This window comes from Streptomyces sp. NPDC091649, from assembly GCF_044756785.1.
GTDB lineage: Bacteria > Actinomycetota > Actinomycetes > Streptomycetales > Streptomycetaceae > Streptomyces.
In genome coordinates this window covers 237,945-251,033 of sequence record NZ_JBIVTR010000007.1, presented here as the reverse complement: position 1 = coordinate 251,033, position 13,089 = coordinate 237,945, and the positions used below count along the sequence as shown (strand labels likewise).

Below are 13,089 nucleotides of genomic sequence, written 5' to 3'. Positions count from 1 at the left end.
CGCGTGCGCCCCCCACCCCCGCGAAAGGCCCGTCCGTGCGCGTCGTCTCCCTGGTCCCCTCGCTCACCGAGGCCGTCGCCCACACCGCGCCCGGGCTGCTCGTCGGCGCCACCGACTGGTGCACGCACCCGGCCGGGCTCACCGCCGCCCGGATCGGCGGCACGAAGAACCCGGACGTGGCCGCGGTCGCCGCCCTCGCCCCCGATCTCGTGATCGCCAACGAGGAGGAGAACCGGGCCCCCGACCTCGACGCCCTCCGGGCCGCCGGGCTGACCGTCCTGGTCACCGAGATCCGTACCCTGGAGCAGGCGTTCGCCGAACTGCACCGCGTCCTGGTCACCGGCTGCGGGCTCGCCCGGCCCGCGTGGCTGGATACGGCCGAGGACGCCTGGGCCGCCCTGCCCGCACCCGCCGGGAACCCGCGCCCCGCCGTCGTACCGGTCTGGCGCAGGCCCTGGATGGTCCTCGGCCGCGACACCTTCGCCGGTGGCCTCCTCGCCCGCCTCGGCATCCGCAACGTGTACGCCGGCCACGCCGAGCGCTATCCGCGCGTCCCGCTCGACGAGCTGAACGCGTCGGGGGCGGAACTGGTCGTGCTGCCCGACGAGCCCTACCGGTTCACCGCGGACGACGGGCCCGACGCCTTCCCCTCGCTGCCCGCCGCGCTCGTCGACGGGCGGCTGCTCACCTGGTACGGGCCGTCGCTGGCCGAGGCGGCACGGGCGCTGCCGTCAGCGCTCCGCTGAGCACCCCGCCCGCCGTCCGCGCCCCGGCCGCCGCCCACGCCGCCACCAGGAACACGTACAGCGCCACCGCCAGCCAGGTCAGCGCGTCGAGACCGGTGTGCCGCGCCAGCCCCGCCGCACCCGTCACACACGTACCGACGGGGAAGGTGAACGCCCACCACGTCATCGCGAACCCCATCCCGTTCCGCACGGCCCGCACCACCATCGCGGTCGCCAGGGCCAGCCACAGCAGCGCGAAGCCCATCACCGGCACCCCGTACAGCACGGCGAACGCGCCGAACGCGGAGGCGTAGGGGGCCCCGACCGCACCCGGGGCCACGTCGGCCAGCTGGTTCACGGCGGTCGTCGACTGCCCGAGCGGCCCCAGCACCAGGAACAGCGTCGGGGTCAGCGCGAGCGGCAGCGGACCGTGGTGGACCAGCCGGGAGAAGACCAGCGGCAGCACCACCAGCGTGGCCAGCAACGACAGCCCGAACATCGCGTAGCACGCCAGCAGCAGCGCCTCACGTCCCTGCCCGGCGGAGACGTGGGGCACCAGCAGCGCGCCCTGTGAGGCCGACACCATCGGGGCGACCAGCGGCAGCAGCCAGACCGGTGACGCGGTCCCGGGGGCGGGACGGTGGCGTACGACCATCAGATACGGCACCACGACCGCCGCGGCCAGCCCCACCGCCGTACCCGCGGCGAACAGCACCACGTCCACCACCAGCGCCGCCTGGACGCCCACCACGTCCCCGCCGACCGTCAGAGTGGCCCCGCCGACGGCCATCAGCGCCATCGACAGACAGCCGTAGAACGGAGCGACCGCCGGGTCCAGCAGATGGGCGTGCGCCTGGTCGCGGTGGCAGAGCCAGTGCCCGGCCCGCGCGGTGAGGACGGCCACGAGCAGCACGGCCGACAGCGCCCACACGAGGGTGCACACGGCGCGCAGACCGGGAACGTCCGCCGGAAGCGTCGCACCGGCACTCGCGACGATCGCGGTGCCCATGACGCTCGCATACCAGTTCGGGCCGATGTGCCGCAGGGACGGCAGCCGCGTCGAGTCGGGGGACGCCCCGCTCGGACCGGGGGGCGGTGGTGCCGAGGGCGACGGAACGACGGTCCGGGTCTGCGGAAAGATGGCCATGCCACGATTCTTGGCGGCCGGGCACGCGCCCGCCAGGGACCCCGGCCCTATGAGGTCATAAGCTGGCTCGATGACCGGCGACCCGCACGAGCCCCGCACCCCTCTCTCCCACCGGGTCCCCGACCTCGGGGCGCTGGAACTGCTGATCGCCGTCGCCCGGCACGGCAGCCTGGGGCGGGCCGCCCGGGACGTCGGCATCACCCAGCCCGCCGCCTCCAGCCGCGTCCGGTCCATGGAGCGGCAGCTCGGCGTCACCCTGCTGGACCGCTCCCCGCGCGGCTCCCGGCTGACCGACGCGGGAGCGCTGGTCACCGACTGGGCGCGCCGGGTGGTCGAGGCGGCGGAGGCGTTCGACGCGGGCACGCAGGCGCTGCGGGACCGCCGCGACTCCCGCCTGCGGGTCGCCGCCAGCATGACCATCGCCGAATACCTGCTGCCGGGCTGGCTGATCGCCCTGCGCGGCGAGCGCCCCGACACCGCGGTCTCCCTCCTCGTCGGCAACTCCGCGGCGGTCTCCCGCCGCCTGGTCACCGGCGAGGCGGACCTCGGCTTCGTCGAGGGCCTGTCGATACCGGAGGGCCTCGACGGCACCGTCATCGCCCACGACCGCCTCGTCGTCGTGGTCGCCCCCAGCCACCCCTGGGCCCGCCGCCGCACCCCGCTGCTGCCCGGCGAACTCGCCGCCACCTCGCTGATCCTGCGCGAGCGCGGCTCCGGCACCCGCCAGGTCCTGGACGCGGCGCTCGCCGTGCACGGCGGGCTGGCCCAGCCGCTGCTGGAACTCTCCTCCACCACGGCGGTCAAGGGCGCGGCGGAGAGCGGCGCGGGCCCCTGCGTCCTGAGCGAACTCGCCCTCGGCGAAGAGCTGTCGTCCCGCCGTCTCGTCCAGGTCCCCGTCGCGGGCGTACGGCTGCGCCGCCAACTGCGCGCCGTCTGGCCCGCGGGCCACCGCCCCACCGGCCCCGCCCGCGATCTGCTGTCCCTGACCGGCCGGGACAGCCCGTAGTCCGCCGCCGGCAGCCCCGGCGACCGTGCTGGAGCCGGAGCCTAGAGTGAGGGCATGAGCTACGCGACGCCGCCCGGCTGGTACCCGGACACGGGCGCCCCCGGCACCGAACGCTGGTGGGACGGCACGGCCTGGACCGCGCACATCCGTCCGCCCGCCGCCGAGCACGCCGCATCTCCGCAGCCGTCCGCACCGGAAGCCTTCGGCCCGCCGTCGCTCCCGCTCCCGCACCAGCACGGCCCCCGCGACGAGGCCGGCGACGGCAGCCGGACGAAGGTCCTGGCGATCACACTCTCGGGGCTGCTGGTCCTGGGCGCGGCCGTCACCGGGGCCGTGCTGCTGGGTCGCGACGAGGACGGTACGCCGGCGGCTCCGGCGGCGACCACGTCGTCGGAGTCCTCCGCCGCCACCCCCGCGGCCACTGCCTCCCCGACCGCCGAACCCGCCACGGACGAGGACCCGGCCGTGCTCGTCGACCAGCTCAACGGGATCTCCCTGCCGGTGCCCGACGGCTGGGAGAAGCCGGAGAACACCTCCGAGGACGTCCCCACCATCCGCACCGAGCAGTCCTACGACTGCCCCGGCGCCGCGTCCTTCTGCTACCACGGCACGGTCACCACGCACACCGCCCGGGGCGCCGAGAGCGACCCCGAGGCGCTGGCGAAGGCCGACATCGTCACCGCCGCCGACCGGGCCTTCGAGGAGGACGGCCTCGGCCGGCGCACCCACGGCGGCATCAAGGCCCACCGGGTGATCGAGGAGCGGGAGCTGACCGTCGCCGGCCGCACCGGCTACCTGGTGCGCTGGAAGGTCACCACGGGCGAGGGGCCCGGCGGGTACGTGCAGTCCCTCGCCTTCCCCTCCTCGGTGGGCACCGAGACGCCGGTGACCGTCCGGTTCGCCTTCGACGCGGACGTCGCCGGCCTGCCGCTGTCCCTGATGGACACGATCACCCGGGGCATCCGCCCGCTCGGCGACAGCGCGACGAACGGCGGAGTGGGCGCGTCCATCGGCCCCTGACCGGGTCCGCGTCGGCCTCCGACCCTGTCCGGTCCGGCCCCCGAGCGGGAGCGGACCCGGTCAGAGGAAGGTCATCCCCTCGCCCCGGTACGTCGGAACGCTCGCCGTGACGCGGTCGCCCTCGACCAGGTGCAGCGCCTCGAACCGCTCGCACAGTTCCCCGGCCTTGGCGTGCCGGAACCACACCTTGTCCCCGATCAGCAGGTCGTCGGCGGGGGAGCCCAGCAGCGGCGTCTGCACCTCGCCCGCGCCCTCCTGCGCGTCGTAGCGCAGCCCCTCAGGCAGATACGGCACCGGGGAGCGGTCCGCACCCGCCGCGCCGGACGCCGGATAGCCGCCCCCGAGCACCGTCACCACGCCCACGCCGGGCCGGCGCACCACGGGCTGCGCGAACAGGGCCGCGGGCCGGCCGGTGAACGACGTGTAGTTGTCGAACAGCCGGGGCACGTAGAGCCCCGAACCGGCCGCGATCTCCGTCACCGCGGCCTCGGCCGCCGTGTGCTGCACGCTGCCCGTGCCGCCGCCGTTCACGAACTCCAGGTCCGGGGCGACCGCCCGCACCGCCCGCACCACCTCGGCCCGGCGCACCGCCAGCTCCTTGCGGGCGGCCGACTGCATCAGCCGGATCGCCCGGGACCGCAGCGGCCGCCCCGCCAGCGCGTCGCCCACCCCGGCGACATGCCCCTCGTACGCCATCAGGCCCACCAGCCGGAAACCCGGCCGGCGGGCCACCGAGCGGGCCAGCTCGGCCAGCTGCGCGGGGGAGCGCAGCGGCGAGCGCAGCGCCCCGACGCGCACCCGGCCGCCCAGCATCCGCAGCGAGGTGTCCAGCTCCAGGCAGACCCGGACCTCCTCCCGCCCGCCCGCCCGGGACGCGTCGATCAGCTCCAGCTGCGCGTGATCGTCGATCATCACCGTGACGGCGCCGGACAGCTTCGGATCGGCGGCCAGCTCCGCGAACGCGGCCCGGTCGGCCGACGGGTAGGCCAGCAGGACGTCGTCGAACCCGGCCCGGGCCAGCCACAGCGACTCGGCCAGCGTGTACGACATGATCCCGGCGAACCCGGGCCGCGTGAGGACCCGCTCCAGCAGGGCCCGGCACCGCACCGACTTGCTCGCCACCCGGACCGGCTTCCCGCCCGCCCGTCGCACCAGATCGTCGGCGTTGGCGTCGAAGGCGTCCAGATCGACGATCGCGATCGGGGCGTCGAGATGGGCGGTGGCCCGGTTGTAACGGGTCCGGTCAGCGGCGCGGGCAGTCATGGCCGCAGCTTGTCAGAGAGCCCCTACGGCTGGGTAGGGGGACGATCGGGGCAGATCCTCCGCCGCGGGGGCGTCCCGTTCCCCGCCGCTCGTGCGCAGCCCGTAGAGTGAGGTGCACGCGAGCACCAACGGGCCTGTCAGCGGCGGTGATCCGTGGTCGGTACGAGGACGTGTAAGCAGGGGGCCGGATGAGTACCGAAGCGCGGCGCCCCCCTGTGCCGCCCCGCCCGGCCACCCCGCCCGCGCCCCGCCCTTCCCCGTCCGCGCCTCCGGCCCCCACGCGTCCGGCCCCCGCGCCGCCTGCGCCTCCCGCGCCCGCGCCCCCCGCGCCCGCGCCGTCCGTGCCCGCACCGTCCGCGCCCGCACCTGCGCCCCCCGTGCCCGAGCCCCCGGCCCACCCCGCCGCGCCCGTGCTCCCCGGCCCCCCGCCGGGGTCCGCGCCCGGGCCCCGGCGCAGGCCCGTCGGGGCGGTCGACCTGACGCCCGCCCCCGGAACCGTTCCGCCGCCTCCCGGCGGCTACCGGGTGCCGGCCCGCTACGGCTACGGCTACCCGGAGACCCCGGCCGAGACCACCACCCGGCTGCGGCCGGTCCGGCCCCGGCAGCGGTGGCGTACCACGGCGGCCGCCGCCTGCGCCGTGCTCGGGCTCGGGCTGATCGGCGGGGCGGCCACCGGAGCCTGGCTGACCGGCGACTCCTCGGCCGGGGCCGCCCGGAGCCCGTACAGCACCGCACGCGGCGCCTGGCACAGCGTCCCCGTCGACACGCTGTTCCCCCGCACGCTCCAGGGCAGGGGCGCGGGCCCCGGCGGCACCGACCGCACCTGGACGCGGCTCGCCGTCGCCGCCGACAGCGCCTGTGCCGACGGACTCGACCCGCTGCTCGGCACCACGCTCCGGCCGGTCGGCTGCGAACGGCTGGTGCGCGCCACCTACACCGACGCCACCCGCTCCGCCGTCACCACCGTCGGCCTGGTCTTCGCGGAGGCCGACGCCCCGGGCATGCAAGCTCTGCGCACCCGGTTCACCGAGCAGAGACTCGGCGCGCGCAAGGACCTCATGCCCCGTACGTACGCCCCCGAGGGCACTCTCGCGGCCTCCTTCGGCGACGAGCAGCGCGCCAGCTGGACCGTCAGCCCGCTCACCGAGATCCCGGTCGTCGTCCTCGCCGTCTCCGGCTTCGCGGACGGGCGTCCCGTCACCGATCCGCAGCCCGCGTCCGACGCCGTGGCCCCGGACGCCACGACGGACATCGCCCAGGCGGGGCTCGGCCACGAGGCGAAGGGCATCGCGGACCGGGTGGAGCGCGGGCTGCGCAGAGCCGTCGCCGACCTCACGGAGCAGCCGGAATGACCCGACGCCCCCACCGCGTCCTCGCCGCGGTCTGCGCCGCCGGCGTCCTCGCCCTCACCTCCGTCGGGCCCGCCCACGCGGACGCCATCCGTGACCAGCAGTGGGCGCTGGAGGCCCTGCACGCGGACCGGGCCTGGGAGACCACCCGGGGCCAGGGCGTCACCGTCGCGGTCCTGGACACCGGGGTCGACGACGCCCACCCCGACCTGGCGGGCCAGGTGCTCCCCGGCAAGGACCTCGTCGGCTTCGGCGCCGCCCGCGGCGACTCCTCCTGGGCCCTGCACGGCACCGCGATGGCCGGGATCATCGCCGGGCACGGCAACGGCCCCGGGCGCGCCGACGGCATCCTCGGCATCGCCCCCGAAGCCCGGGTCCTGCCGGTCCGGGTGATCCTGGAGTCCAAGGACCCGGCCCGCGCCAAGGCCCGCAAGTCCCGTGGCGGCGCACTCGCCGACGGCATCCGCTGGGCCGTCGACAACGGCGCCGACGTCATCAACCTCTCCCTCGGGGACGACAGCAAGTCCGCCCACCCCGACCCGGGCGAGGACGCGGCCATCCAGTACGCCCTGTCCAAGGGCGTGCCCGTGGTCGCCTCGGCGGGCAACGGGGGCGAGAAGGGGGACCGGATCTCCTACCCCGCCGCCTACCCCGGAGTGATCGCGGTCGCCGCCGTCGACGAGTACGGCACGCACGCCTCGTTCTCCACCCGCCGCTGGTACGCCACCGTCAGCGCCCCCGGCGTCGACATCGTGGTCGCCAATCCGGACGGGCACTACTACATCGAGTGGGGCACCTCGGCCGCCGCCGCGTTCGTCTCCGGCGCGGTCGCCCTCGTCCGTGCCGCCCACCCCGGCCTCGGCCCCGCCCAGATCAAGAAGCTCCTGGCCGACACCGCCCGCGACGCCCCCGCCCAGGGCCGCGACGACGCCCGCGGCTACGGCATCGTCGACCCGGCGGAGGCCATCGAAGCGGGCTCCCGGCTGCGCCCGGGGGACCTGCGCGCCAAGGCCCCGGCCGGGCACCAGGGGCGGTACTTCGGCGAGGGCCCGGCCCCGGCCGGGGCGGCCGACGGTACGGCCGGCTGGGCCGCGCCGCTCGCCGGGGGCCTCGGCGCGGCGCTGCTGGCCGTCGCCGTCGTCCTGTGGCGCGGCCGGAACGCCCCCGGCCGCCGCTGAACGCACCGCGCCCGGAACGCCGCCGCGGGACGCCCGCCGCCCGGACCGGCCGGCCCGCACCACCTCATCGGGCCGCCCCGGGCACCGCGTCCGTCCGCTCGCGCCGGGCCGGATCCGGCGCGACGGCAGACCCGGCGGGCCCCTTGCCGCGCGGGGCCGCACCGCGGTGCACCACGCGGGACGTCGGAGGCATCGGCCCCGACGTCGCCGACCGGCTGGGCGGGACGCTCATGCTGCCGCACGAAGGGGCCCTGGTCGCGGACGGCCGGAAGGTCTTCCCCGAACCCATCGCCCACGCCCGCGACGAGGCGCACGCCCTGCTGGCCGGGGCGACCGGGCGTTGAGGCCCCGCCCCCGGGCCGGTCACCTGCCACCTGCGGGCGAGCGGCGGGACCCCAGGCACTACCCTCGTCCCGTGGAGCTCAAGAACATCCCGGACCCCGGTTTCTCCGACGACGACGGCTCGGCGTCCCCCGCCCTGACCGAGGCGCTGGACGCCTGGTCCCGCGACCGGAGCGCCGTCGGCCCGGTGCTCTCGGCCCTGCGCGACGCCCGTCTCCTGGTCCCCGTCGTCGCCGTCCTCGGCGAGGTCGAGGAGGACAGTCAAGAGGGGCGCGAAGCACTTCAGAAGGGCGGTGGTGGGAGACGGGGGGGCGGGCTCCGGCGGGAGAAGACCAGCGACATGGCCGTACCCACCCTCCGGGCCGGCGACCGGCGCGCGCTCCCCGCCTTCACCTCGACCGCGACGCTGGCGCTCTGGGACCCCGAGGCGCGCCCCGTCGCCGTACCGCTGCACCAGGCACTCCAGGCCGCCGCCCACGAGAAGGCCGACACCGTCGTGCTGGACCTCGCCGGGCCCGTCGCCTTCGAACTGAGCGGGCAGGCGCTCCTGGCCCTCGCCGAGAACCGCACGAGCACCGACCCGCTCCAGGACCCCGCCGTCATCGAGGCCGTGCGGGAGATCGTGGCGGCCGAGCCCGCCGTGGTCCGCGCCCAGCTCGGGCCCGGCAGCGCGGACGGCACGCTCGCCCTCGTCCTCGCCCCGGACGCGGCGCCCGCCGAGGCGGCCCGCCGCGTCGCCCGCGCCCTGTCGGCCAGCGAGGTGCTGCGGGCCCGGCTGGTGAGCGGCCTGGATCTGGCCGTTCTCCCCGCCGGCACGGCCACGCCGGGGGAGCCCCTCTTCGCCCGCTGACGTGCCGGGCCGACCCGGTCCGCGCGCGCCGAGCGCCCGCCGCCGCGAGAATTGTCGGAAATTCGGAGAAATCCGACCGACCGGTCAAGCTCGCGAGGTGGTTCCATGCAGAAGCGGATCGTTGCGTCAGAGTTCCTCGGCACCCTGTTGCTGGTGTTCTTCGCCGTCGGGTCCGCGGTGGTCGCCGTCGAGTACCTCGGCACGGTGGGCATCGCCCTCGCCTTCGGCTTCACTCTCCTCGCGCTCACCTACGCGCTCGGCCCGATCTCCGGCTGCCACGTCAACCCCGCCGTGACGCTGGGCCTGTACATGGCGGGCCGGATCCACCTCCGCTCGGCCGTGGAGCGCTGGGCGGCCCAGATCCTCGGCGCGATCGTCGGCGCGGCCCTGCTGTTCCTGCTGGCGAAGCAGATCCCGGGGCTGGAGACCAGCGGCGAGTTCGGCACCAACGGCTACGAGGACCGGTCGGCGGTCGGCATCAGCATCGGCGGCGCCTTCCTCGCCGAGGTGGTGCTGACGTTCCTGCTCGTCTACGTGGTCCTCGCGGTGACCCGCAAGGTGGCGGTCACCGGCTTCGGCGGGCTGCCCATCGGCCTGGCCCTCGCCGCGATCCACCTCGTCGGCATCCCGCTGACGGGCACCTCGGTCAACCCGGCGCGCAGCCTGGGCCCGGCGCTGTTCGCCGGCGGCGGGGCGCTCTCCCAGCTCTGGCTGTTCCTCCTCGCGCCGCTGGTCGGCGGAGCGATCGCCGCCTACGCCCACCGGCTCACCCACCCCTGCCCGAACGTTCCGCCCGAGGAGACGGAGGAGACCGAGGAGACCGAGGACGCCGTCTGAGCGGCCGTCCCGGCCGCGCACGCCAGGGAGCCCGCCGCCCCACGGGGGACGGCGGGCTCCCTGGCGTACGGGGAAGGCGGGGGCTCTAGCCGTAGACCGGGCCGGTGTACTTCTCGCCGGGGCCGTGGCCCGGCTCGTCCGGTACCAGCGACGCCTCCCGGAAGGCGAGCTGGAGGGACTTCAGGCCGTCGCGCAGCGGGGAGGCGTGGAAGGTGCTGATCTCCGTGGCGCTCGCGTCCAGCAGCCCGGCCAGCGCCTGGACCAGCTTGCGGGCCTCGTCGAGGTCCTTGTGCTCCTCGCCCTCCTCGGTGAGGCCGAGTTTCACGGCGGCCGCGCTCATCAGGTTGACGGCGACCGTCACGATCACCTCGACCGCGGGGACTTCCGCGATGTCGCGGGCCATGTCGTCGAAGCCGGGGTTATCGCTGCTGGGGGTCGCGTCACTCATGTCCACACGATAAGGCCAGGCCATCGCCCTCCCGCGCGCGGGAGGGCGTCCGGGGCGCCGGAACGGCGGGGGAGGAAACCGGCGGCGACGCGGGATTAGCGCACCCGGGACCGGGCTGCTAACCTTGTGTAACGACCGGCCGGACATCTATGTGCCCGGCCCACAAGTGGAGGCTCCGATCTCCCACCTGGCTGCCCTCATCGGGCGGCGGGTCACCGGTCAGGCGGTCCCCATCGTTCCGTACGGACGATGGAGCCGTCCGATGCGCCCCGCGGTTGACTGCGGCGGTGCTCCGGTAGTTCCTGGAGCCTCGCCTGTGTCCCGTCCGGGGCCTTTTTTCGCTTCCGGCTCGGTTGGTCTTGACGTTACAGACGTTACGCGGCTGTCCGCCAGGCGGTCGCGTGGTGCTACCGAGGAGGATCCATCAGCGCCGAGCCCCGCATCAACGACCGGATTCGCGTTCCCGAGGTCCGACTTGTCGGTCCCAGTGGCGAGCAGGTCGGGATTGTTCCGCTTGCCAAGGCCCTGGAACTCGCACAGGAGTATGACCTCGACCTGGTCGAGGTGGCGGCGACAGCCCGTCCGCCCGTGTGCAAGCTCATGGACTACGGGAAGTTCAAGTACGAGTCGGCCATGAAGGCCCGTGAGGCGCGCAAGAACCAGGCGCACACGGTCATCAAGGAGATGAAGCTCCGGCCGAAGATCGACCCGCACGACTATGACACCAAGAAGGGTCACGTCGTCCGGTTCCTCAAGCAGGGCGACAAGGTCAAGATCACGATCATGTTCCGTGGTCGTGAGCAGTCCCGCCCCGAGCTGGGCTTCCGACTGCTCCAGCGTCTCGCTTCGGACGTCGAGGACCTGGGCTTCATCGAGTCCAACCCGAAGCAGGACGGCCGGAACATGATCATGGTTCTGGGCCCGCACAAGAAGAAGACCGAAGCCATGGCCGAAGCCCGTGAGGCCCAGGCCGCCCGCAAGGCCGAGCGTCAGGGCACGACCGACGCTCCGTCCGAGGACACCATCGCCGAGGCCCCGGCCGCGGCGGACGAGGCTTCGGCCGAGACACCTTCCGAGGCGTGACTTTCGGGGGCCGCCATCCAGGCGCCCCCGGGTCTCCCCGGAATCCCATAGAGATCTGACGCCCCTGCAGTCCGGTGCCCCGCACCGTGAGGGGCGCCACTGACGAGGAGAGAACGGCGCGATGCCGAAGAACAAGACGCACAGCGGTGCCAGCAAGCGCTTCAAGATCACCGGCTCCGGCAAGGTGCTCCGCGAGAGGGCCGGCAAGCGCCACCTTCTCGAGCACAAGTCGTCCAAGAAGACCCGCTCGCTGACCGGCACGGTCGTCGTGGCTCCGGCCGACGCCAAGAAGATCAAGAAGCTTCTCGGCAAGTGAGGTCCGGCCTCCGGCTCGCCCCGGAGGCTCGACTTCGATCACACCGGGACCAATTCGTTTCCGGGCCGTGTGAGGACACCCACGGCCCCGCTACAAGGAGTTAACAAGTGGCACGCGTCAAGCGGGCAGTCAACGCCCACAAGAAGCGCCGGGCAATCCTCGAGGCGGCCAAGGGCTACCGCGGGCAGCGCTCGCGCCTGTACCGCAAGGCCAAGGAGCAGGTCACCCACTCCCTGGTCTACAACTACAACGACCGCAAGAAGCGCAAGGGCGACTTCCGTCAGCTGTGGATCCAGCGCATCAACGCCGCTGCCCGCCAGAACGGCATGACGTACAACCGCCTCATCCAGGGTCTGAAGGCCGCCAACATCGAGGTGGACCGCAAGATCCTGGCCGAGCTCGCGGTCAACGACGCCAACGCGTTCGCCGCCCTCGTCGAGGTCGCTCAGAAGGCCCTCCCGAGCGACGTCAACGCCCCGAAGGCCGCCTGATCCAGGCACCCCCTTCCAGGTACGCGAACCGGACCCGCAGGCGCACGCCGCCTGCGGGTCCGGTGCGTTGCCCCCGCCCGACACCCCACACCGCCACAGCCGTACGCAGAGAGGCTCGCCGCCGACCATGGGCACCCCCGAACTGATCTCGCCGCGTTCCCCCCGTGTCGCCGCCGCCCGCCGGCTGGCCCGCCGCACCTTCCGCGGCAAGGAGCGCAGGTTCATCGCCGAGGGACCCCAGGCCGTGCGCGAGGCGGCGGCCCACCGGGGCGGCGACGGGGAGCCGACCCTCGTCGAACTGTTCGCCACCCCCGAGGCCGCCGAGCGGTACGCCGACATCGTCGAGGCCGCCCACACGGCGGGCGCCCGGGTGCACCTGGCCGACGACGACGTCCTCGCCGACCTCTCGCAGACCGTCACCCCGCAGGGCCTCATCGGCGTCTGCCGCTTCCTGGACAGCCCGTTCCAGGAGATCCTCGCCGCGCGACCCAGGCTGGTGGCCGTTCTGGCCCATGTGCGCGACCCCGGGAACGCCGGGACGGTCCTGCGCTGCGCGGACGCGGCCGGCGCCGACGCGGTGATCCTGACCGACGCCTCGGTCGACCTCTACAACCCCAAGTCCGTACGGGCCTCGGTCGGTTCGCTCTACCACCTGCCCGTCGCCGTCGGCGTCCCCGTCGAACAGGCCGTGCGGGGCCTGCGGGAGGCCGGGGTGCGCATCCTGGCCGCCGACGGGGCCGGGGCCGACGACCTGGACGACGAGCTCGACGCGGGCACCATGGGCGGCCCCACCGCCTGGGTCTTCGGCAACGAGGCGTGGGGACTCCCGGAGGAGACCCGCGCGCTCGCCGACGCCGTCGTCCGCGTCCCCATCCACGGCAGGGCGGAGAGCCTCAACCTCGCCACCGCCGCCGCCGTCTGCCTGTACGCCTCCGCCCGCGCGCAGCGTCCCCGGCGCGTCCCCGGCGCGTAGCGGAACGACGCTTCCCCGGCCTGTGAGCACATGATCCCGGCCAATCCCAGCCCCGTCCCAC

At 74.8% G+C, this 13,089-nt stretch carries 15 protein-coding genes; 12 read left to right on the top strand and 3 right to left on the bottom strand.

The window, feature by feature from the left end:
- The first annotated feature begins 35 nt into the window (after window positions 1-35).
- Window positions 36-746, top strand: coding sequence for a helical backbone metal receptor (locus ACIQMU_RS15640; protein WP_352241670.1), 711 nt, complete (start codon window positions 36-38; stop codon window positions 744-746).
- On the opposite strand, the gene ACIQMU_RS15635 is transcribed toward ACIQMU_RS15640, so the two are convergent.
- Window positions 685-1,872 carry a TDT family transporter gene (locus ACIQMU_RS15635; protein WP_402689011.1) on the bottom strand — a complete coding sequence of 396 codons (1,188 nt, stop codon included), beginning with the start codon at window positions 1,870-1,872 and terminating at the stop codon, window positions 685-687. The genes ACIQMU_RS15640 and ACIQMU_RS15635 overlap by 62 nt on opposite strands.
- Window positions 1,873-1,942: 70 nt before the next feature.
- Here ACIQMU_RS15635 and ACIQMU_RS15630 point away from each other — a divergent pair, with 70 nt between their 5' ends.
- Both ACIQMU_RS15630 and ACIQMU_RS15625 read left to right on the top strand, forming a co-directional pair.
- Entirely contained in the window at window positions 1,943-2,878 is a 936-nt protein-coding gene (locus ACIQMU_RS15630; RefSeq protein ID WP_352241668.1) for a LysR family transcriptional regulator, read from the top strand.
- Between the two features lie 54 nt (window positions 2,879-2,932).
- Entirely contained in the window at window positions 2,933-3,898 is a 966-nt protein-coding gene (locus tag ACIQMU_RS15625; RefSeq protein WP_402689010.1) for a DUF2510 domain-containing protein, read from the top strand.
- Window positions 3,899-3,958: 60 nt separating this feature from the next.
- Here the strand turns inward: ACIQMU_RS15625 and ACIQMU_RS15620 are convergent, their stop codons facing one another.
- Window positions 3,959-5,161, bottom strand: a complete 1,203-nt coding sequence (locus tag ACIQMU_RS15620) for an amino acid deaminase/aldolase (protein ID WP_352241666.1) — start codon at window positions 5,159-5,161, stop codon at window positions 3,959-3,961.
- Window positions 5,162-5,571: 410 nt separating this feature from the next.
- Here ACIQMU_RS15620 and ACIQMU_RS15615 point away from each other — a divergent pair, with 410 nt between their 5' ends.
- The 5 genes from ACIQMU_RS15615 to ACIQMU_RS15595 all read left to right on the top strand — a co-directional run bounded on the left by ACIQMU_RS15615 (window position 5,572) and on the right by ACIQMU_RS15595 (window position 9,717).
- Entirely contained in the window at window positions 5,572-6,513 is a 942-nt protein-coding gene (locus tag ACIQMU_RS15615) for a hypothetical protein (RefSeq protein ID WP_402689026.1), read from the top strand.
- Window positions 6,510-7,688, top strand: a complete 1,179-nt coding sequence (gene mycP, locus ACIQMU_RS15610) for a type VII secretion-associated serine protease mycosin (protein ID WP_352241665.1) — start codon at window positions 6,510-6,512, stop codon at window positions 7,686-7,688. The genes ACIQMU_RS15615 and mycP overlap by 4 nt, the downstream gene beginning before the upstream one ends.
- 143 nt (window positions 7,689-7,831) lie before the next feature.
- On the top strand, window positions 7,832-8,032 hold the full coding sequence (locus ACIQMU_RS15605; protein ID WP_402689009.1) for a hypothetical protein: 201 nt from the start codon (window positions 7,832-7,834) through the stop codon (window positions 8,030-8,032).
- Window positions 8,033-8,103: 71 nt separating this feature from the next.
- The gene (locus tag ACIQMU_RS15600; RefSeq protein WP_402689008.1) at window positions 8,104-8,880 is read left to right on the top strand and encodes an SseB family protein; all 777 of its coding nucleotides are present in this window, start codon (window positions 8,104-8,106) and stop codon (window positions 8,878-8,880) included.
- A gap of 105 nt (window positions 8,881-8,985) precedes the next feature.
- Window positions 8,986-9,717, top strand: coding sequence for an MIP family channel protein (locus tag ACIQMU_RS15595; protein WP_402689007.1), 732 nt, complete (start codon window positions 8,986-8,988; stop codon window positions 9,715-9,717).
- Between the two features lie 85 nt (window positions 9,718-9,802).
- On the opposite strand, the gene ACIQMU_RS15590 is transcribed toward ACIQMU_RS15595, so the two are convergent.
- Window positions 9,803-10,165, bottom strand: coding sequence for a DUF1844 domain-containing protein (locus tag ACIQMU_RS15590; RefSeq protein ID WP_352241662.1), 363 nt, complete (start codon window positions 10,163-10,165; stop codon window positions 9,803-9,805).
- Window positions 10,166-10,588: 423 nt separating this feature from the next.
- Between ACIQMU_RS15590 and infC the strand changes: the two genes are divergently transcribed.
- From infC to ACIQMU_RS15570, 4 genes are all read left to right on the top strand, one after another.
- On the top strand, window positions 10,589-11,248 hold the full coding sequence (infC, locus tag ACIQMU_RS15585) for a translation initiation factor IF-3 (RefSeq protein ID WP_402689025.1): 660 nt from the start codon (window positions 10,589-10,591) through the stop codon (window positions 11,246-11,248).
- A 121-nt stretch (window positions 11,249-11,369) separates the two neighbouring features.
- Window positions 11,370-11,564, top strand: a complete 195-nt coding sequence (rpmI, locus tag ACIQMU_RS15580; RefSeq protein WP_003970213.1) for a 50S ribosomal protein L35 — start codon at window positions 11,370-11,372, stop codon at window positions 11,562-11,564.
- Window positions 11,565-11,671: 107 nt separating this feature from the next.
- Window positions 11,672-12,055: a 50S ribosomal protein L20 gene (gene rplT, locus ACIQMU_RS15575; protein WP_007457565.1), complete on the top strand. Its 384-nt coding sequence runs from the start codon at window positions 11,672-11,674 to the stop codon at window positions 12,053-12,055.
- A gap of 127 nt (window positions 12,056-12,182) precedes the next feature.
- Complete coding sequence (locus ACIQMU_RS15570) at window positions 12,183-13,028, top strand: RNA methyltransferase (protein WP_352241661.1); 846 nt, start codon at window positions 12,183-12,185, stop codon at window positions 13,026-13,028.
- Window positions 13,029-13,089: the final 61 nt, after the last annotated feature.